Source organism: Malonomonas rubra DSM 5091 (genome assembly GCF_900142125.1).
GTDB lineage: Bacteria > Desulfobacterota > Desulfuromonadia > Desulfuromonadales > Geopsychrobacteraceae > Malonomonas > Malonomonas rubra.
In genome coordinates this window covers 97337-118378 of record NZ_FQZT01000006.1, presented here as the reverse complement: position 1 = coordinate 118378, position 21042 = coordinate 97337, and the positions used below count along the sequence as shown (strand labels likewise).

Below are 21042 nucleotides of genomic sequence, written 5' to 3'. Positions count from 1 at the left end.
AGGAGAGCTGTGACTAGAGACCAAATCCTGACAGCGCTCAAACAGGACCACCTCTTCGACCTGTTGATCATCGGTGCCGGTGCCACCGGCTGTGGCATTGCCGTCGACGCCGCGGCACGTGGATTCAAAGTCGCTCTGCTCGACAAGCAGGACATCGCCGAGGGGACCAGCAGCCGCAGCACCAAACTGGTTCACGGCGGCGTGCGCTACCTGGAGAAGGCGGTCAAACATCTCGACCGCGAACAGTACGACCTGGTCAGGGAGGGCCTGCATGAACGTGGCATCCTGCTGAAAAATGCGCCGCATCTTTCCAACAAAATCATCTTCATCACCCCACTCTATAAATGGCTCGACGTTCCCATGGTGTTCGCCGGCCTGAAACTGTACGACTTTCTATCCGGCAAAATGCGCCTCGGCAGCAGCCGCCTGCTCAGCCGCAAAGAGACCCTCGAACGTTTCCCGGCGATCAAGGCACAAGGCCTGAAGGCGAGCATTCTTTACTACGACGGCCAATTTAACGATGCCCGCATGGCGGTTTCGCTCGCCCGCACCGCCGAGCAACAGGGTGCGATCATCGGCAACCATATCGAAGTGGTCGATCTGCTGAAAGAGAACGGAAAAGTCTGCGGCGTCAAAGCGAAGGACACTATCAGTGGCGCGAGCTGGGCCATCAAGGCAAAAGGCGTCATCAACGCCACCGGTCCCTTCAGCGATGCGATCCGTAAAATGGACGATCCGGCCGTTGAGCCTGTCATCACCGTCAGCTCCGGCATCCACATCGTCCTCGACAAAAGCTTCGCGCCGCCGGCGAACGGCTTGATGATTCCAGAAACCGAAGATGGCCGCGTGCTTTTTGTTCTGCCCTGGCAGGGGCACGCGCTGGTCGGTACCACTGACGAACCTGCTGAAATCAGCGATCATCCGAGAGTGAGCGATGCGGATATCGCTTACCTGCTACGTCACGTCGGCAATTACTTCAACCTGAAACCGACCCGCACCGATGTCAAGGCGACCTGGTCGGGGCTGCGGCCACTGGTCTCCGATCCACAAGCGGTCGACACGTCTAACCTGGTGCGCGACCATGTGATCTCGATGAGCGAAAATGGCCTGCTGAGCATCCTTGGCGGCAAATGGACCAGCTACCGCCGCATGGCCGAAGACACTATCGATCAGGCGATCATCGGCTGGCGCTTGCAGGCCAAGCGGCCTTGCAGCACGGAGCAGAGTCCGATCATCGGAGGCGCTCACTACGACCCTCGTGACGTGCAGAAACTGAACAGCAGCTTCGGTTTTGATGACGAGGTCAGCAACAACCTGAACCATTCCTATGGCGATCAGGCTCTCATGCTGGCAGAAGAAGGTCGTGAGGCAGACCTGAACAGGCGCTTGCACCCGAATCACCCTTACATTGAAGCAGAGGTGCTGTTCGCTGCGCGGCACGAATTCGCCCTTCGCGCCATCGATGTGCTGGCCCGCCGTACGCCGCTGGCGTTGATCGACCAATCGGCTTCGCTGCAAGTGCTCCCCCGCGTTATCGAAATCATGGCTAAAGAGTTGGGCTGGGATCAGCAACGACGCGACACTGAGCGCGATCTCGCCATTCGTCGCCTTGAGGATGCTCTTTAATATTCCAGGCAACAAATGCCAGCCTCAGCGATCAATGCTATTATTTACAGAGCATGAATCTCGAAATACCCGCTGTCACTTTCAAGGCTCATTACCAGCAGCCTTGAGACACATCTCTATCGGAGCGAACCAATGGCTAACTACATTGCCGCGATCGACCAGGGAACGACCAGCTCCCGCTGCATGATTTTCAACCACGCCGGAGAACCGGTTTCCAGCCACCAGCTTGAGCATGAGCAGATTTACCCCAAACCAGGCTGGGTCGAGCACGATGCCGTTGAAATCTGGTCACGCACCGAAGAGGTCATCCGCACTGCGATGAAAAAAGTGGAACTGTCCGCAACCGACATCGCCGCGATCGGTGTTACCAACCAGCGCGAAACCACCGTTGTCTGGGACAAAAAAACCGGCCAGCCTTACTACAACGCTATCGTCTGGCAGGACACACGAACCGACAGGATTTGCAACGAGCTGATGGGCGACGTGGGGCAGGACCGCCTGCGCGAAAAAACCGGCCTGCCGCTGGCAACCTACTTCTCCGGACCGAAAATCAGCTGGATTCTTGATAACGTCGCAGGCGTGCGCCAAGCCGCCGAACGGGGCGACGCCCTGTTCGGCACCATGGACAGCTGGATTATCTGGAAGCTGACCGGTGTCCATGTAACCGACGTGACCAATGCCTCTCGCACCATGCTAATGGACCTTGAATCCTGCGACTGGGACGATGAAATCCTCGAGCTGATGAATATCCCCAGGCAGATGCTGCCAAGCATCCGCCCCTCGAGCGATCCTGAAATTTACGGTGAAACTTCGACCGATGGCCCTTTCAGTGGCGTTATCCCGGTTTGTGGCGACCTTGGTGACCAGCAGGCAGCAACCGTCGGCCAGACCTGCTTTGACATTGGAGAAGCTAAAAACACCTACGGCACCGGCTGCTTCATGCTGCTCAATACCGGCACAGAAATCGTTCAATCTAAAAACGGGCTGCTGACCACCCCCTGCTACAAGTTCGGCAACGAGCCGACCGTGTATGCCCTGGAAGGCTCTATCGCCATCGCCGGTGCAGTCGTACAGTGGCTGCGAGATCAGCTGCAACTGATTGAACATGCCGAAGAGATCGAAGCTCTCGCCTTCAGTGTTGAAGATAACGGCGGCATGTACTTCGTTCCTGCCTTCTCTGGCCTGTTTGCCCCCTACTGGAAGAGTAACGCACGCGGCGCTATTGTCGGCATGACCCGTTACGTGACCCGTGGCCATTTTGCCCGCGCCGCCCTGGAAGCAGTTGCCTACCAGACACGAGAAATCCTTGACGCCATGGAAGCCGATTCCGGAGTAAAATTGCAGGCCCTGAAAGTTGATGGCGGCATGGTCGCGAACGAACTGCTGATGCAATACCAGGCCCATGTCCTTGGCGTTCCGGTAACTCGACCCAAGGTCGCTGAAAGTACTGCGCTGGGCGCCGCATACGCCGCCGGGCTGGCTGTCGAGTTCTGGAAGAACACTGCAGAGATGCGTCAGAACTGGGGCATCGACAAGACCTGGCACCCCTCAGAAGAAGATACAGCACGTACCGCGAACTACAGAATGTGGAAAAAGGCAGTTACCCGCACCTTCGACTGGATTGAATAGCCCCTTATGCGTTCATGGTTTTTTTATTCACACATGAATAAAAAAACCATGAACGCTTTCCAAAAAATCCGACAATTATACGCCTTTCCAATAACTTAGCCTAAAAAAAGCAGAAGCAAAAATTGGTATTCAATTTGCTCTACTTTCCTGCAATAACCGACTAGAGTAAAATAAACATCTGCTGGCAGTTCTGCCTGCATGAAATTAGAGGACTGCTCATGGAAACCAACGACAGAAGGCAACCGGAACGAAAAGCCGCAAGCGAAGGCAACTTCTATCCGGAGAAACAAAACGTTATCGGCCCCGGTATGAATGCACGGATTCAGCGCCTGCGCAAACAAACGGTCGAAACCGAGCCGAGCCTGTCGATCGAACGTGCTCTGCACGAGACCGCTTTCTACAAAGAAAACTACGGTAAATATTCGATTCCAGTCTTACGTGCGCTCAACTTCCTCGATCACTGCCAGAAAAAAACCATCTACATCGGCGATGACGAGCTGATCGTCGGCGAGCGCGGTCCGAAACCGAAAGCGGTGCCGACCTTCCCCGAACTGACTTGTCACAGCGTTGAGGACTTTCACGTTCTCAACACCCGCGATCAACAACGCTACAGCATCAGCCAGGAAGATATCGATACTTACGAGAAAGAGGTTATCCCCTACTGGCAGGGCCGCACCGTGCGCGAGCGAATTTTCGGCCACGTACCCCCGGAATGGCAGGCAGCCTACCAGGCAGGACTGTTCACCGAGTTCATGGAGCAGCGCGCGCCAGGCCACACGGCACTCGACGGCCAGATTTATCAGAAAGGGATGCTCGACTTCAAAAAGCAGATTGCCACAGAAATTGAACAGCTAGACTTTTTGAACGATCCGATCGCTGCAGACAAGCTTGAAGAGCTCAAGGCGATGGATATTTCCTGCGATGCAGTTATCCTGTTCGCCGAACGCCATGCCGAGATGGCCGAACGGATGGCGGCCGAAACCAGCGATCCGCAGCGCGCTGCAGAGTTGAAAAAGATTGCCGAAGTCTGCCGCTACGTCCCGACCAACAAACCGCGCACTTTCCACGAGGCGATCCAGATGTACTGGTTCGTGCATCTGGGCACCATCACCGAATTGAACGGCTGGGACGCTATGAACCCCGGCCATTTCGACCAGCACCTGGCACCTTTCTACAACGCGGAAATTGCCGCCGGCACCCTGACTCGCGAGCAGGCCAAAGAGCTGCTCTGCTGTTTCTGGATCAAGGTCAACAACCACCCGGCACCACCGAAGGTCGGCATCACCGCCCGCGAAAGCGGTACCTACAATGACTTCACCAATCTCAACATCGGTGGCATCACCTCCGACGGCAAAGATGGCGTCAGCGAGGTTTCCTACATCATGCTGGAGATCGTCGAGGAACTGCACATCCTGCAGCCGGGCAATGCGGTGCATATCAGCAAAGTCACCCCGGATCGTTTCCTGGAGGCGGCCTGCAAGGTGATCCGCCAGGGTCACGGCTATCCGTCGATCTTCAATCCCGATATCTACGTACAGGAATTGGTACGTCAGGGAAAATCGCTGAAAGATGCCCGCGAAGGGGGCTGCAGCGGTTGTATCGAAGTCGGCGCTTTTGGTAAAGAGGCCTTCATCCTCACCGGCTACCTGAACGTGCCGAAGATCCTCGAAGTCACGCTGAACAACGGCATCGACCCGGTCACCGGCGACAAGGTCGGCATCGAAACCGGAGATCCACGCGAATTCAAAACTTACGATGAACTGTACGAGGCTTTCGTCAAGCAACTGAACTACATCGTCGACCTGAAAATCCGCGTCAGCAACTACATCGACCGGATGTTCGCCAAGTATGCCCCGGCGCCATTTTTGTCGGTGGTGATCGAAGACTGCATCAGCAAGGGGCGCGACTACTACGATGCCGGCCCGCGCTACAACACCAACTACATCCAGTGCACCGGCCTCGGCACCGTCACCGACAGTCTGTCGACGCTGAAGAAACATGTCTTCGAAAACGAAACTTTCAGCATGGATCGGGTACTAAGCGCGGTGGCAAAAGATTTCGAGGAGGAAGAATTCCTGCGCCAGACGATCATCAACAAGACGCCTTTCTTCGGCAATGACGATGATTACGCTGATGACATCGCCCTGCGGGTCTACGCCGACCTGCTCGCCGCCATCGATGGCAAACCGAACACCAAGGGAGAGACATTTCACCTCAACATGCTCTCGACCACTTGCCACATCTACTTCGGCAAAGTGATGGGCGCTACCCCCAATGGTCGTTTTGCCGGAAAATCGATCTCCGACGGCACCTCTCCCTCGCACGGTGCCGACACCAAAGGACCTTCAGCGGTGGTTCGTTCGTTGACCAAACTGGATCACACCATGAGCGGGGGCACCCTGCTGAACCAGCGGTTCCTGCCGAGCCTGCTGAAGCGGGATGAGGACATCAAGAAGCTGGCGGCGTTGATCCGTAGCTACTTCAGTATGGGCGGGCACCATATTCAGTTCAATATTGTCGATACGGCAACGCTCAAAGCAGCGCAGGAGACGCCGGAAGATTACAAGGACTTGCTGGTGCGGATGGCGGGGTATAGTGATTATTTCAATGATATGAACGAGGATCTGCAACAGGAAGTGATCGAGCGCACCGAGAACGAGGCGTTCTAACGACTCACCGCTTTCGCCTTTGATCTTCCCCCCATTTGCCACCGCTGGAACGGAGCAGTTTATTGGCGAATAAGCGAGGAATGTTTGAGGGCTTCAGCCCGAGTTTTGCGAGCGCGCCAAGCAACTGCGGAGTGGAAGGAACCTGCTGAAAGCAGGCGGGGGCATTCGGGGCGTCTTCTTTTGGTTCGTTTTCTTGGACGAGCAAGAAAATGAAGTCGGCTGGCGGGCCGAAACCCGCCGGTTTGAATTTGATTGTTTCATCTAAAATCACAAACAAAGACAAGGTCGCGGGGTTGCGCCCCCGCCCGTCGCCTCACTCTTTTGTAACGCCACAAAAGAGTAAGCAGAAAAAGGCGCCCGACCTCCTTGCCCTGCGGGTTCCCTCCATTGCGCTTACGTTTTGCGGCGAAGAAAAAAACTCGCTACGCTCAAACATTTTTCGTCAAAGACCCCGCAAAACTAAGCTACATTCTGGCTGCGTCACACGGGATCGAAAAATCAAAAACGTTAAGGCACACCATGCAATCCGCTCTTACTTTTGACATCAAGCGTTACGCCATCAACGACGGCCCGGGTATCCGGGTGACCATTTTCCTCAAAGGTTGCCCGCTCAACTGCCGCTGGTGCCACAACCCGGAAAGCATCTCGCCACAGGTGCAGAAACTGTTCACCCGCAGCAAATGCATCGGCTGTGGCGAATGCGTCAAAGTGTGTCCGACGGAAGCTTGCAGACTAACTGCCGAGGGCATTATCACCGACAAAGAGCTCTGCACGCTCTGCGGCAAATGTGCCGAAGTCTGCCCGACGCTGGCAATTGAAATGTCAGGCCAGCAGCAGACCGTCGCCGAACTGCTGGAAATCATCGAAAAAGAGCGGCCCTTTTTTAACCAGTCTGGTGGCGGAGTTACCTTTTCCGGCGGAGAGCCGTTGCTCTATCCGGATTTTCTCTGTGAAATTCTCAATGCCTGTGGCGAGCGAAATATTCATCGCTGCATCGACACGGCCGGGCTGGTAAAAACCGAAACCCTGCTCGAAGTCGCCAAACGGACCGACCTGTTCTTGTTTGACCTCAAACATATGAACTCTGACAAGCATAAAGAGTGGACCGGGGTCGGCAATGAACTGATCTTGCAGAACCTTTACGCACTGGCAGAGTCTGGCGCCGACATTCAGATTCGCATTCCACTGATTGAAGGGGTTAATGCCGACACTGAAAACTTAACAGCCATGGCCACTTATGTTGCCAATCTTCCGGGCAAAAAAAAGCCGGTGAGTTTGCTTCCCTATCACAACATTGCGACCGGCAAAGATCAGAAACTTGGCCAGATACGGGATATGTCCGGAATGGAAGAGCCAAGCGCAGAAAAGATCAATAAGACTATCAAGCTTTTTGCACAGTACGATCTCGTCGCAACCGTTGGTGGGTAAGCAGTTTATTCACTTGCAAATATCCCGGCAGACATTTTATGCCTTAACGCATAAAACACAGCTGCGTTGCAAAGAAAACACAATTCTCCGCAGTGCAGAAGAAACCAGTAAAACCTTTTTTTCTCACAATAACACCTGCAAGCAGCTAATATTTCACTGCAATTTAATTTGTTAGTAAATATAAATGAAAAACAACATTCCTTGGCATCACCCTTGCTCAGCAAAGCTGCGTATACATTTTGTCGTATTGGCGTCTAAGGAGAAAGCATGACCAGTGACAGCAGTTGTGATTTTCGTAATGAGGACAAACAGCTCAAGGTTGGCAACCAGGTCAAAGCTTACTGGTGTAAAGATGGCTTTTACTACCAGGGCGAAGGGATCATCACGCAACTTCAGCGGGATAATGTGACCGTTCAGTTGCAGGAGCGCGTTGCCTGGAGCGACGACTACACTGCCGGCCGCAGCATCCGCTTGCCACGGATCAACGACAGTGTCCGCTGGAACGCCCGCAACTGCGTTCGTCCCTTGAAAAAAGTGGGCAAAAAGCATTAAATTACCCACCGTCCATCAGCTTCAAACGGGAGCGGCCAACATGGTCGCTCCTTTTTTATTTATCTGTTGCGGGAATGACTAGCTTTGAAGGCAGAAAACAAAGAACTCACATATTTCAAAATATTTCTCTTCTGGCTACCGCTGGCGGCGACCTGGTTGATGATGGCGGTCGAGGGACCGTTCCTTGCGGCGGTCATTGCCCGCATGGCAGAAGAGAAACTGAACCTTGCCGCCTACGGCGTGGCTTACGCATTTGGCCTGGTGGCGGAGTCACCGGTGATCATGCTGATGAGTGCCAGTACCGCGCTCTGTCAGGATGCGCTCAGTTACCGTCGACTGCGCAACTTCACTCTCTGGCTCTGCCTCGCCGTCACTCTTTTACTCGGACTGTTTCTGCTGCCGCCGGTTTTCAGTTTCTTTGCCGAAAAGTTGCTTGGCCTCTCGCAGGATATCGCCGCCCACACCCACCGTGCGCTGGTCTGGCTGTTGCCCTGGGCGCCGGCAATCGGATTACGCCGTTTTTACCAGGGCATCCTGATCTCCGCGCACAAAACCCGCCGCGTTGCGCTGGCGACAATTTTTCGCCTGGGCGGCATGGCTGGAACAGCCTTGCTGCTGTTTTACTACAGCGATTTCAATGGAGCAGAAGTCGGCACCCTGTCACTCTCCATCGGGGTCACTGCCGAAGCGATATTCACTCGCTACCTGGCCTCCGCCGCGATCGATGAAACACTGCAGAAAAAACCGGCTGCCGAAGGCAAGCAGATGAGCTACCGGCAGATCTGGGACTATTACCTGCCACTGGCGCTGACCCCATTTATCGGCCTGTCGATCCACCCACTGGTCACTTTCTTTCTCGGCAAAAGCCGGGATGCTCTCGATTCTTTGGCGGTAATGCCGGTGATCTACGGGCTGACCTTCGTCTTTCGTGCCTTGGGGCTATCGTACCAGGAGGTTGTCATCGCCCTGATCGGTGAAGACAAGGCCAACTACCGCAAGGCACGTAACTTCGCAGTCTGCCTCGGCCTGTCGACCAGTTGCGCACTGAGCCTGATCGCCTTTACCCCGCTGGCCGAACTCTGGTTCCGCGACCTGTCGGGTCTCAGTCAGCACCTCAGCGACTTCGCCACCCCCGCGTTGCAGATTATGGCCATTTTCCCGGCCTTCACCGTGCTGGTCTGCTGGCAACGGGCGATCCTGATCGACGGTCGCATCACCCGTCCGGTGTCGATTGCAACAGCAGTGGAAGCGTCGGGAATATTCTCCCTTTTGACATTATCAATGTTATATTTCCCGATCCCCGGCGCTGTCGCGGCATCGATCGCCTATGCCGTCGGGCGGTTGCTCGCAGTCCTGCTGTTGCAAAAACCGGTCAACAGGCAGGTGAAGGTCAATTTCGTACAAGATTGAAAACGAGGCAGCCGTTAGGCTGGAGCGAACTCGAAACAGAAAGATTTCTATTGTGTCAGACCTGAATCAGAATACCGCGAAATCTGCAACCGGAGCCTGGTTTGTCCTCGGCGCCGCTCTGCTCTGGGGCACCACGGGAACCGCTCAAGCCTTTGCTCCAAGCGGATTCGACCCGAAAATCATCGGCACCTTGCGTTTGCTTGTTGGAGGAATCGCCCTGCTTATACTCGCGGTTTCCCGGCGGGAACTGGGTCAACTATCAGACTGGCAGTGGCGCCCCGTTTTACTGGCGGCGGCCTTCACCGCCTGCTACCAGATCAGCTTCTTTGCCGCTGTCGCCAAAACCGGCGTCGCTATCGGTACCGTGGTCGGCATCGGTAGCGCGCCAATTGCCGGCGGCCTGCTGGGACGTATTTTCCGCGGCGAACAACTTGACCGGCGCTGGCTGCTGGCAACACTTCTGGCGATCTTCGGCTGCGCCTTACTCAGTCTGGCCAATGGCGGCGCGGTGACAATAGACTTGTTTGGTATTTTTCTGGCGATTATCGCCGGCGCGGCCTATGCCGCCTACACCCTGGTGATCAAAGGGCTGCTGCAAAAGCACAGCCCCAACGCCGTCATGGCCGTCGTCGTTTGTGTCGGCGCGGTCATGCTCTCACCGACCCTGGTCAATTGCGACCTGCAATGGCTGATGCAACCACGCTCCATCGCAGTCGTCCTGCACCTGGGTCTGGCGACCATGGCACTGTCCTACTGGCTCTTCGCCCGCGGCCTGCAAACGGTGCAGGTGGCGACCGCAACCACTCTTTCGCTCGCAGAGCCGATGACAGCGGCAACCTTGGGCATTGTCGTGCTTGGCGAACAGATGAACCCGCAGGCCTTCAGCGGAATTTTGCTAATTTTCCTGGGTCTGGCGGCGCTGGTACTACGCATACGACGCTAGAAATAAGCTCAAACAGCATCGCCTTTGTCAACCGACAGACAAATTTCACGTTCTATCTATTACCACCCTTACTTTTTCGGCTCCATATCCCGTAAGCATGAAAGAGAGGTAGAAAATGAAAAGTCTGTACGTTGCCATCCTGTTGTCCCTGTCGTTGATTGTCGTCGCTTTCGCCCATCACCCTGCTGAAGACATGGTCGATGAGGAAGTCTACGCCATGATCGATGCCCTGGTCGCCGACACTCCACACGCTGACCTCACATTTGACGAGGAGATGGGGGAGGTCACAACCACCATCACCACCGAAAGCGTCGGCACCGCTGACCTGCTGATCATGGACGGTCTGCTCGACGATGTGGCCCTGCTCGACGGTGACGTCACTATGACCATCGAGTTTCCGGAAGAAGTCGTAGAAGAGCAATTATTCAAAACCATTGAAGAGTTGAACGGAACCCAGAAAAAGGGAGAGAACTACTACAAGAAATGGCGCGATTGGGGTCCGCCGGTGAAGATTACGATTGTTCAGCAGATCGATTGACCTGCTGCTGGTTAGAGCAAAAAGAGCTGCCGGACGAAATGTCCGGCAGCTCTTTTCAGTTCTTCAAGATTACTAACGGTAACAACAGCTACCGGCGCCGGATTAAACCGGCACCGGTATTTTTCAATCATGTTATTTCCTAATCAAGGCTGCCGCCACTATCGCCGTCACCAGCATCGGAACTGGACCCATCATCTTCAAGGAGATCATCCAAAATGGTGCCATCGTAACCGATGGTCCCTTCAGGCACGGTCCCGTCAGCCCAATTGGCCTCGAAGACCGGGGGCAGAATACGGCGGAAAACGATGTCACTACCATCTTCGCCCTCATCCAGCCAGCTGGCGTAGAAACGGGAGCCGTCCGGAGTCTCTCGCAGCTGGACCTCACCCTGTTCCTGATCCCCCTTGGCCATGTAATCCCAGCGGTAAACTGTTTCGTCAGCCAAACCACCATCGCTGTCGGGATTTACCTCCCACTCACGCAGGTAGTAGGTCTCACCCATGTCCACAGAAACGCTCCACCAAAGGTCTTGAGGCGCGGGTTCTTCCTGCTCACCGGTGATCGGATCCTTGATCGGGTTGGTGCTGGTTCCATAGGCTACGTAGAACACGCTCTTGTTTTGCTCGTCCTCCGGAAGACCTGTTTTGACACCACCGGCCTTAATGGTGCCCGGCACTGCCACGATACGCGGCTCGATGACCGACTGCTTGTGGTTCGGCAGCTGAGACAGGTTGCGCATTGCCTCATACTCACCGGCTGCGTAAGTGCTGCACTCTTCTACCTTGGTACCAGCTTCCTGGGTACCACTCGGATAGGTCCAGGTCCGGCAGTGCTCGACTCCTGTTCCGCCAAGTGAAGCGGGAGCAGTCGTCCAGGTCTGGCCACCGTCATAGGAACGGCGAATATAGAAGTCATAGTGATCATGACCGTTACGGGCAGCGGCCCAGTTGGCAGTGTAGCTGAAGCCACAGGTGACCCAGTCGCCGCGAAGAGAACCACGGTGAGCCCGGGCATCGTCGTAAGGGTTCTCTACAGTCAGATCGGTGGTATTGACTAACCCACTCTCATCATATCTTCTGGTCCCGGTCGGGTCCTTCAGATTATCCTCGGTCTGAATCCACTCGACAACTTTGACCGCACCCCAGGCATCATCCTGCTCGGGATCACCAGCACTGTCGGTTGTCACTGTCGGCGTTACAGAACTCACGTTCTGTACGCCGTCAGCGTAGTAGCCCTGACCACTGGCATCGTCGACAACCCACTCACCAACAATTCGCTCGGGGCTGTAGGGGTTGATCCAGTTACCTTTCACATCCTTGATGCTGAAGCCAAGAACAACAGTACCGGCATTGTTTTCATTTTTGAAAGGAACCTTCGTAGCACCAGCTGGAAGCTGCCAACGGCGCAGCAAGATATCCGAAGGACGACCTGCGCCGTCCGGTCCCTGCTTGTGAACCATCACCAGCGCAGTACCGGTCTTGCCAAAAGCACCGATCCCCTGCGGCATGAAGCGGCCACGGCGCGCATTTTCGTACGCAAGCTGAGGACGCTCCAGGTAGTCCTTGATCACAACCCCGTCCTCGTCCACCAAGTAAACCAGTTCGCCCTCATCGATGATATTGTTTTCGTTGACATCAATGAACTCAGGACGGTTGACGATCCGGCCAGCCGAAACCAAATCCGGCTCGAACATATCGAAGCTGTGGTAGATAACGTTCTTACCCTCTTCCGGGATGTAAGCGTCGGAGTTCGTATTGTCTTCTCCTCCACCCTCTTCTTCCGGCGGTCCGGCACCGGCACCCTTGGTTTCCTCGTAGGTAATGATCGTCCAAGCGCTGATGACCGGGTTGCCCTTGGCATCGTATTCACCCGTAGCGTAAGGCTGTAGGAAGATGTTGCCACGGCTGGCGCCGGTGTCGCCGTCCAGCAGGCGGCCATCTTCTGTAATAGCTACTTCCTTGAACTCCTCGTCATAGTTGGTAAATCCGTACCACCCACCATCAAGCAGACCGGGAACTTCAAGGGCATAGAGGTGAGTACCGTCACTATCCGCCGAAATAGCGTCGTCATTCGGAATGATGATGTAGTTGCCATCAGCATCTGTCTTTACAGTACCGTCTTCGTTTAATTCCACCCGAATATTGTCTTTGTTGATAACCTCGTTATCCGACAGGCGCACCGGCAACGAGCAGGGGATCAGAGCTTTGGGCCGATTTGACACCCATTCTTCGTCGGTATCTATATCAGCGAGATGATCGACCTCGCTTCCGGGCACGAAGTCCTCGTCTATCTTGGAGAAATCCCCCCAGGCGAGATAGCTGTACCAGATATCGGTTTTATGGCTGGTGGTCGCGCCGCCCCAACCAGGGCCCGGACCTACGGCCTTGCCAGGCTGCACGCCATTGGGGTCTTCCTGCCAGACCATGGCAAATCCGGCGCTGCCGGCAGAGGCTACAAAAATCTGGTTGACGTCACGGCGGCCGCTGGTCACGCGCTCAGGCTTGAACCAGACAATGTCACCGATCTCTTTGTCGGCCCAAAAGCCACCTAGCTTGATCTCATTGGCCGTTACGATCACACCACGGCAAACCCACAGAGCAGCAAAAGGAATTTCGCCGACTTCGGGAAAACCGTCCTCGGTGTAGTCGTGGCTGCGCTGCGGGCCGCCGACGCCCCAGATATCCTCGCCAATATACGATGGGTTGGGGGTTGCGGAGGGAACCGGGTTGCCTTCATCATCGAGAACCGGGTCGCCGTTTTCGTCAACTGCACCCAGGAATTCTGGTTCAGCATAACCGGGCTTACCGCCCTTAGCGTACTTGCTCGACCAGGCAACGAGTATTTTGTTACCCCTGACCTGGAATACGGGTTTTTTGGTGGAACCGTAGTAGGGTTCGCCGTTAGCCAATGTGAACGAGCTTAGGTCGCCGGAGCGAGACAGGTTTTTGCGCTTCCAAGTATTTCCATCGTCTCGAGAGACCGCGGCCCAGGTATCTGCACCACCAGTAACGGGATCGTCGTCGGTATAGGTGACGATAATCGGCTTGGCATGTGTGTTCGGATCGATTGTGCCGTTTCCTACCAAGTCAATGGAGTTGCCATCCGCATCGTTATAAACGATTCCATCTGCATCAACAGGGTCTCCATTCGCCTTCTTGGCCGGGAACCAGACTGTCATGATATTCATTTTGGCCTTGCTGCTGGCCAGATCCGGCGTTTTGGAAATATTTTTGCGGAACATCGAATTGTTGACGGTGTCGGCTAGATGAGTTTGAGCATCCTCGGGATACACTTCAACCAGATCAACCCCTAGTGAAGAAGCCTGAAAAATGGCTTCGTCGATAATGGCATCGATTTCTTCTGTGCTGTCAAAGTTCAAACTCGAGTAACCGAGATTGCCCATTGCGGTTTCAAACGCTTTGACAACATCAGCAGTAATGGTAATTCCATCTTTCGGGTAAGCGTTACTATCCAAGCTCTGTAGCAGGCGCGCCATGTTGGTGACATTTTCGTCTTCAACATCGGACAACGGATAGAAATCGAGCGGTGAAATTTTGTGGTCGGCAACAGTGGTGCCGAGCAGATAGTTGCCAATCGACAGGGTCACCGATTCACCCGGGAAGAAATCGAAAGCACCTGCTTCATCGGTCAGGTTGCTGTGGGTCGGCGTGGTGAATGAGAGACCACCGACCGGGGAATCGATGAAGTGGCCACGGCTCGGGTGGGAGAGCATATAGCTGAACCACCAGCCTTTACCCATGCTTTCGAGTTCGATTTCGCTGAGCGACTCTTCATCGATGTCGCCGAACTCGGTATCGGCACCATCACCGGTGTAGGCCCAGGCAGCGGCTTCGGCGATGACGTTGCCGCTGGCATCGAATTTCTCCCCAGCGACATGAACAGCGATATTCTGTACCCGTAAATCGGAATAAGGTTCGCCCCAGGAAAAGCCCATGTCTGTTTCAAGGTCGAGGACCAGAACATTGCTTCCTTCGGCATTTTGATAGGGTTCTTTGTAATTAAAACGGCCGGGAATCAAATTCCCTTTTCTGGTCGCCGGAACGGGATCGTTACCGACATAAATATGGAAGGTTTTCAGCTGCCAATCATCGACTCCATCGAGCCGCAGTTGAAATTTGTCGCCGGTGTTCCAGACGCTGACGACGCCAATCCGTTCAAAAGTCTGTGTGATAAGTGGGGCCTGAACCAGGCCGGGCCCTTCGTTGTGTGCAGCAAAGGCTGTGGCCGCATAAAGTAACAATAGTAACGCGAAAATGATACTAAACCTTCTTTTCATAATGAATCTCCCCAGGGCAAGCAAACAATTTGCATGGCAACTTTTCATTTCGCGGGATTACTTTTCATTTCGCTAAAACCGAGCGACCACCTTAATTAACTTCTCCTTTCCATTCAGGCCACCCCTCCTAAAAATCCGTATTTTGGTTATAATTCAAGAACTTAAAGACATTTTTTATTCAACATAAATTATGCGAAAATCACACCAAGGCAAAATCGGAAACAAATACGATGATTTGCTCGGGAAGCGCTTTATAAAACACCTCAATGTAAAGTATTACGACAATCGCCTTACTCCATCTCTAAATGTTATAAAGGCCACAATAAAGAACCAGAAGATGAAGATTAGAATGTAAAAAAGCCGGACCGATTGATATCGATCCGGCTTAAAGCTGCAATGTTTTGTGAGCGGCTGAAAAGGTTCAGTAGAGCTATAATTTTAGCAAGTCAAAGCGTTAGCGGTTTTTCTTGTTAATTTTCCTTACAGCCTTATCACTTGTCTCTTTTCCGTTAGTTCCTTTGGCACATTTTGTCGATCTTGGCTTAGCCTTTAATCCTTTATTGCTCTGTTTCTCGGCAGCCAGACCGGCTGTTGCCAGAGAGAAAACAAAACACAGCATCGTCAAAAAGAGTGTTATTTTCTTCATAATTTATCTTTCCATTTAGTTTGTTAAAAACGGTTCTGCCCGTCCAGGTTGGTTCACAGCTCGGACTTGTCTTCCAGAACCGGCGCGTCTTCTTCTCGCATGCCCTTTTTAAAGTCTCGCAAGCCCTGCCCAAGGGCACTGCCAACCTGGGGCAGTTTGCCGGCGCCAAAAACCACCATAACGAGCACAAGGATGATCAACATTTCCGTGGTACCAAGTCCGAACATAAATACTCCTGCTAGCCCAAGCGGACAGTAACACCAAAGTGCGACTGTCCGCCTTTGAAGATTAAAACTCAAACATCAGGTTCGATTTAGCGGGGATGACGCCCTTTGACAGAGTGGCACTCGGTACACTCCATCTTACCAGAGGCATTTTTCAAGCCACCCTCTGCGACTGGAGCTGACACGTGACACTCATAGCAGCCGGCATAATTCTTATCCGGTGCCCAGGCTGCCGGCATTAACCCAGCTAAATAATCATTGATCAATTGTGCTGCATAACCGGCAGCATCCCCGGTGACCTTGGAGCAACGGTCTTTTTTCAAATTGCGCCCCAGTTCATCTGCAGATTCAAGGTTGACACCAGCAGCGGCCATCCATTTGGAAACCGAGTTGTGGCAGAGAGGCGACTCAGGAACCGAGTGACCTTCAACTTCGCTGTCCAGGATTGGTATCGGTACGGGCTTGGCGTATGTGGTAGGTGGAACATAACCATCCAAATTGGCCAGCGGGAAATTGGCATTTTCATACCAGCTAACCAAAGCAGGGCCAAGAGACCCATGGACACCTGCCAGGTTAAAGACTGCCAGGATACTTGCAATAGAACCACACATTGCTCCCCAGCCGACTCCACCACCATTAGCGTAACCAAACATGCCATACGGCAGTTTCGCCCAATCAGAGTCAGGTAAAGCATCTATGAGTCCCCGGACAACGGCGGTACCACCACCATGTCCACAACCTGATTGGAAGTATTCGCAATAGCCATACTGACGAACTTGTTCAACATCTAATGCTGCCAAAGGAAACGTCAGAGTTTCTGCATGGGCCGTTTTAGGAACAATCAACGACCCTGCGGTCATCCCGGCTGCTAAACTACATGCACCAACTGCAACAGTACCACTAGCCAAAAACTTACGCCGCGAAATACCTTTTTTCATTTCATCCATGGTTCCATTCTCCTTGGTTGGTGTGATGGGAGAGCTCACCACTGAACCCTCCCGGACTCTTCGTTTCATTTACGTTTTATGGAGCAGTTATTACTGTAGAAGTCGTATTAGCGGGAAAAACGTTCGGTTGTATCCGGCGGAAGACGATATCGCTACCGTCGTCACCTTCATCCAGCCAGCTGGCATAGAAACTGGAGCCATCCGGTGTCATGCGCAGTTGAACTTCGCCCTGCTCCTGGTCACCTTTGGCCATCCAGGGCCAACTGGTTACGCTCTCCCCTGATTCGGGCGCAGTCTCGCCCTCCGGTTCGCCATTCACTTCCCATGTCTCAAGGTAGTAAGACTGGCCCCTGTCGATCGTTACACTCCAGAACAGATCCTGCGGAACAGGCTCTTCCTGCTCACCGGTAACAGGGTCTTTCTTCGGATTGGTTGATGTTCCATAAGCCACATAGAAGACATCGGGATTTTGTTTGTCTTCAGCAATCCCAGTCCAGACACCATCTTTCTTGATGGTTCCCGGAACAGCGACGATACGCGGCTCGATGACGCTGGACTTGTGATTCGAAAGTTGCGAGAGGTTGCGCATAGGCTCAAAAACACCGGCGCCATATGTCACACAGTCCTCGGTTTTTGTTCCTTCCTCACCCGTAGTCCCGCTGGGTTCTGTCCAGGTATTGCAGGTTTCATAAACAGCATCTGAATCCATCGGGTCAGGGTCGGTCCGCCAGGTCTGGCCACCGTCGAAGGAGCGACGAATGTAGAAATTGTAGTTGTCGTTGCCGTTGCGAGCAGCTGCCCAGTTGGCGGTGTAACTGAAACCCATAGTCACGAAGTCACCACGGATTGCGCCACGGTGCGCCCGGGCATCATCGAAGGGATTCCCTTTTGTCCAGTATTCGCCGTCATAGTCGTCCCTGTCGCCTGTCGGGTCATTCAGGTTGGCTTCAGTCTGCTCCCACTTAACGACCTTGACAGCACCCCAGGGATCTACTGCTTCGGGGTCACCCATGCTGTCAGTCGTCTCTGTCGGCGTTACCGAACTGACGTTCTGGACACCATCAGCGTAGTACCACTGTTCACTAACTTCACCATCGACACCTGTATCCTGAATCCAATCACCGACCAGGCAATCGGCGCTATAGGGGTTCACCGTGTTGCCGTCCGCATCCACGATGTTGTAACCAACAACAACTTGTGTTCCTACGCTGTTAGCTTTCTTCAGTGGAATTTTCTTAGAACCATCGGGAATGACCCAGCGCCGCAGCAGAATATCCGAAGGACGGCCTGAACCATCGGGGCCTTGCTTGTGAACCATCAGCTGTGAGGTGCCGGTCGCACCGAAAGCACCAAGCCCCTGAGGCAGGAAGCGACCCCGGCGGGCGTTTTCGTAAGCCAGCTGCGGGCGATCCCGATAATCCAGGACCTGATTACCGTCCTCGGCGTCCAGCAGATACACCAGCTCTTCAGGATCGACATAGTTGTCGCCATCAGAATCGTTGAACTCTGGACGGTTGACGATACGACCGGCGGAAACCAGCTCCGGGGTCTTGAAGTCGAAGCTGTGATAAATAACGTTCTTGCCTTCTTCGGGCAGGTAGGCCTCGGAAGGTTCTTCTCCTTCTGCTGGCGGACCGGCACCGGCCCCCTTAGTTTCTTCGTAGGTGATGATCGCCCATGCGCTGACGGCGATTGACCCATCCGGTTTGGTGAAGGCATAAGGCTGCAGGAAAATATTGCCGCGGCTGGCGCCGGTGTCACCATCGAGCAGGCGGCCGTCTTCGGTAATTGCGACTCGCTTGGTCTCACCAACACCATCGCCATCGTCATCGTTATAATTGTCAAAGGTGTAGAACCCCTCTACATTGATGTCTACAGGTGCGGCACTGACGTTGTTGACATCAATCAGGCCCGGAATCATGTAGGCGTAGGCATGGGTTCCGTCGGCATCATCAGAAACTGCAAGAGCGTTAGTATCCGGCACATATCCCAAGGGGTTATAATCGGGATGAGTTTCATCCTTATAACTCTCATCAATTCTCGGATAGTCACCATCCAGTTCAACCAGGATATTGTCCGTGTTGATCACTTCATTATCGGACAGACGCACCGGCAACGTCATCGGCACCAAAGCTTTGGGCCGGTTGGACTCCCACTCCGCAGGATGTTCAACATCGCTGCCGGGAACAAAGTTTGTGTCGACCTTGGTGTGATCACCCCAGGCGAGGTAGCTGTACCAGATATCGGTTTTGTGACTTGTTGTTGCGCCGCCCCAACCCGGACCAGGACCGACTGCTCTACCAGGCTTCACACCGTTCGGATCCTCCTGCCAAACCATGGCGAAACCAGCGCTACCGGCTGCAGCGACAAAGATCTGGTTGACATCGCGGCGGCCACTGGTGAGCCGCTCCGGCTTGAACCAGACGATATCTCCGACAAACTCACCAACCCCTTTATCGACATCAAGCTGGGTGGCAATAATTCCCCGGCAGATCCAGAGGGCAGAATGGGGAACTTCGAGAGCGTGGAATGGAGTCTCTTCCGCATCGGTAAAACCATCTTGCGAATAGTCATAGGAACGCTGCGGTCCGGCTACACCCCAGATATCATCGACAGCATAGGGATCGTCAAAGGTATAATCATCTTCGCTATCGATCGCGTAACGCGGTTTGCCACCCTGGGCAAACTTACTCGACCAGGCAACGAGAATCTTATTCCCCCGCACCTGAAAAACCGGTTTCTTGCAACCGCCGTAGTAAGGTTCGCCGTTCGCCAAGGTGAACGAGGAAAGGTCGGCCATGCGGGACAGGTTCTTGCGTTTCCAGGTATTCCCGTCATCACGGGACACAGCCGCCCAGACATCATGCTCTCCTGTCACCGGGTTCTCGTCGGTGTAGGTCACGATGCTTGGCTTGGCCTCTTCAGCCGTGCGTAACAGGTTACCTTCTTCATCATGGTATTCGATGACCGTCGCGGTATTGTCCGCTTTTAAGGCCGGCAACCAGACTGTGGCCGTATTCATTTTGGCCTTCGAACTGGCCAAGTCCGGTGTTTTTGAGATATTTTTGCGGAACATAGTATTGCTCAAAGTATCAGCCAGGTGAGCAATGGCATCTTCGGCAGTGACTGCAGCCAGAGGGATTTCCTCGGGATAGAGCAAAGAGTATTGAGCGATGGTCTTATCAATGATGAGGGTGATCTGAGCGCTGTCATTGAAGTCGAATGACGTTAGAGTCAACTCCTCCATTGCCGCAAGCAGGGCGATGATCACTTCATCGGTAATTTCGATTCCGTCCTCAGGATCTGCGCCGCTGTCAAAACTCTGTAGCAGGCGCGCCATGTTGGCGACTTCTTCATCGTCGACATCAGCCAGCGGGAAAAAATCCAGCGGTGAAATCCGGTGATCAGCGACCGTAATGCCAAGGCTGTAAGGACCGATCGCCAGGGTAACTTCTTCTCCCGGGAAATAGGCGAAACCACCGGCCGGGTCGGTTTTACCGGAATTCGTCGGGGTGGTGAAATTCAAACCACCAACAGGAGAATCGATGAAGTGGCCTAGTTTCGGATGGGCCATCTCGTAGCTGAACCACCAACCGGTGCCCAAGCCTTCAAAATCTTCGTAATATCCAGCCTCACCTGTTTCGGAGCCTTTTCCGGTGTAAGCCCAGGCGCTGCTACCGGAGATATATTTCCCTTCGTTGTCAAAATGCTCCATGGTCAGGAAAATCGACACATTCTGAATCCGCAAAGCGTCGTACGCTTCTCCCCAGAGGAAACCGAGGTCATCTTCAAGGTCGAGCACCAAGACATGGGTATCAGCAGGTGAGGAGTAATCCCAGTTATAAGGGTAACGCCCCGGCAGCAAGGCGCCGCTACGCGAGGTCGGTAACCCTTCATGACTTACAAAAATCTGCGCCGTCTTGATTTTGTAGTTATCGGTCGGCTCGATATTGACAATGAACTTGTCGCCAGAGTTCCAGATACTGGCGATACCAGCATCCTCATACTGCTCGGTCACCAACCGCGCTTCAACCTTGCCAGGCCCCTCGTGAACAGCAGAGGCATAGCTTGCGCTGAACAAAAAAAGCAGCAACAAAACTGAGATCCATCTAAACCATTTCAACATACTCTTC

Annotated in this window: 13 protein-coding genes; 8 read left to right on the top strand and 5 right to left on the bottom strand. The window is 53.8% G+C overall.

Annotation, left to right across the window (positions count from 1 at the left end; all coding sequences use genetic code 11):
• Window positions 1-9 precede the first annotated feature (9 nt).
• The 8 genes from BUB13_RS09885 to BUB13_RS09845 all read left to right on the top strand — a co-directional run bounded on the left by BUB13_RS09885 (window position 10) and on the right by BUB13_RS09845 (window position 10795).
• Window positions 10-1626, top strand: a complete 1617-nt coding sequence (locus tag BUB13_RS09885; RefSeq protein ID WP_072908440.1) for a glycerol-3-phosphate dehydrogenase/oxidase — start codon at window positions 10-12, stop codon at window positions 1624-1626.
• Window positions 1627-1758: 132 nt separating this feature from the next.
• Window positions 1759-3255, top strand: a complete 1497-nt coding sequence (gene glpK, locus BUB13_RS09880) for a glycerol kinase GlpK (protein ID WP_072908438.1) — start codon at window positions 1759-1761, stop codon at window positions 3253-3255.
• A 308-nt stretch (window positions 3256-3563) separates the two neighbouring features.
• On the top strand, window positions 3564-5924 hold the full coding sequence (gene hypD / locus BUB13_RS09875) for a trans-4-hydroxy-L-proline dehydratase (RefSeq protein ID WP_139249349.1): 2361 nt from the start codon (window positions 3564-3566) through the stop codon (window positions 5922-5924).
• Between the two features lie 519 nt (window positions 5925-6443).
• Window positions 6444-7352 carry a glycyl-radical enzyme activating protein gene (locus tag BUB13_RS09865; RefSeq protein WP_072908668.1) on the top strand — a complete coding sequence of 303 codons (909 nt, stop codon included), beginning with the start codon at window positions 6444-6446 and terminating at the stop codon, window positions 7350-7352.
• Between the two features lie 267 nt (window positions 7353-7619).
• Window positions 7620-7904, top strand: coding sequence for a hypothetical protein (locus BUB13_RS09860; protein WP_072908432.1), 285 nt, complete (start codon window positions 7620-7622; stop codon window positions 7902-7904).
• An 84-nt stretch (window positions 7905-7988) separates the two neighbouring features.
• Complete coding sequence (locus BUB13_RS09855) at window positions 7989-9314, top strand: MATE family efflux transporter (RefSeq protein WP_072908430.1); 1326 nt, start codon at window positions 7989-7991, stop codon at window positions 9312-9314.
• Between the two features lie 52 nt (window positions 9315-9366).
• Window positions 9367-10257: a DMT family transporter gene (locus tag BUB13_RS09850; protein ID WP_244151859.1), complete on the top strand. Its 891-nt coding sequence runs from the start codon at window positions 9367-9369 to the stop codon at window positions 10255-10257.
• 115 nt (window positions 10258-10372) lie between these two features.
• Complete coding sequence (locus BUB13_RS09845; RefSeq protein WP_072908428.1) at window positions 10373-10795, top strand: hypothetical protein; 423 nt, start codon at window positions 10373-10375, stop codon at window positions 10793-10795.
• A 139-nt stretch (window positions 10796-10934) separates the two neighbouring features.
• On the opposite strand, the gene BUB13_RS09840 is transcribed toward BUB13_RS09845, so the two are convergent.
• From BUB13_RS09840 to BUB13_RS09820, 5 genes are all read right to left on the bottom strand, one after another.
• Window positions 10935-15092 carry a choice-of-anchor O protein gene (locus BUB13_RS09840; RefSeq protein WP_072908426.1) on the bottom strand — a complete coding sequence of 1386 codons (4158 nt, stop codon included), beginning with the start codon at window positions 15090-15092 and terminating at the stop codon, window positions 10935-10937.
• Window positions 15093-15546: 454 nt separating this feature from the next.
• Window positions 15547-15738: a hypothetical protein gene (locus tag BUB13_RS09835; RefSeq protein WP_072908424.1), complete on the bottom strand. Its 192-nt coding sequence runs from the start codon at window positions 15736-15738 to the stop codon at window positions 15547-15549.
• 53 nt (window positions 15739-15791) lie between these two features.
• Complete coding sequence (locus tag BUB13_RS09830) at window positions 15792-15965, bottom strand: twin-arginine translocase TatA/TatE family subunit (protein WP_072908422.1); 174 nt, start codon at window positions 15963-15965, stop codon at window positions 15792-15794.
• An 86-nt stretch (window positions 15966-16051) separates the two neighbouring features.
• Window positions 16052-16909, bottom strand: coding sequence for a hypothetical protein (locus tag BUB13_RS09825; protein WP_072908420.1), 858 nt, complete (start codon window positions 16907-16909; stop codon window positions 16052-16054).
• Window positions 16910-16985: 76 nt separating this feature from the next.
• Window positions 16986-21035 (bottom strand): choice-of-anchor O protein, encoded by a 4050-nt coding sequence (locus BUB13_RS09820; RefSeq protein WP_139249346.1) that lies wholly within the window; start codon window positions 21033-21035, stop codon window positions 16986-16988.
• Between the last annotated feature and the right edge of the window lie 7 nt (window positions 21036-21042).

Excerpts from the sequence above, each read along its gene's own strand:
- glpK (WP_072908438.1), top strand. The coding sequence starts at position 1,759 with ATGGCTAACTACATTGCCGCGATCGACCAGGGAACGACCAGCTCCCGC.
- hypD (WP_139249349.1), top strand. The coding sequence starts at position 3,564 with ATGAATGCACGGATTCAGCGCCTGCGCAAACAAACGGTCGAAACCGAG.
- BUB13_RS09865 (WP_072908668.1), top strand. The coding sequence starts at position 6,444 with ATGCAATCCGCTCTTACTTTTGACATCAAGCGTTACGCCATCAACGAC.
- BUB13_RS09860 (WP_072908432.1), top strand. The coding sequence starts at position 7,620 with ATGACCAGTGACAGCAGTTGTGATTTTCGTAATGAGGACAAACAGCTC.
- BUB13_RS09845 (WP_072908428.1), top strand. The coding sequence starts at position 10,373 with ATGAAAAGTCTGTACGTTGCCATCCTGTTGTCCCTGTCGTTGATTGTC.
- BUB13_RS09840 (WP_072908426.1), bottom strand. The coding sequence starts at position 15,092 with ATGAAAAGAAGGTTTAGTATCATTTTCGCGTTACTATTGTTACTTTAT.
- BUB13_RS09835 (WP_072908424.1), bottom strand. The coding sequence starts at position 15,738 with ATGAAGAAAATAACACTCTTTTTGACGATGCTGTGTTTTGTTTTCTCT.
- BUB13_RS09830 (WP_072908422.1), bottom strand. The coding sequence starts at position 15,965 with ATGTTCGGACTTGGTACCACGGAAATGTTGATCATCCTTGTGCTCGTT.
- BUB13_RS09825 (WP_072908420.1), bottom strand. The coding sequence starts at position 16,909 with ATGGATGAAATGAAAAAAGGTATTTCGCGGCGTAAGTTTTTGGCTAGT.
- BUB13_RS09820 (WP_139249346.1), bottom strand. The coding sequence starts at position 21,035 with ATGTTGAAATGGTTTAGATGGATCTCAGTTTTGTTGCTGCTTTTTTTG.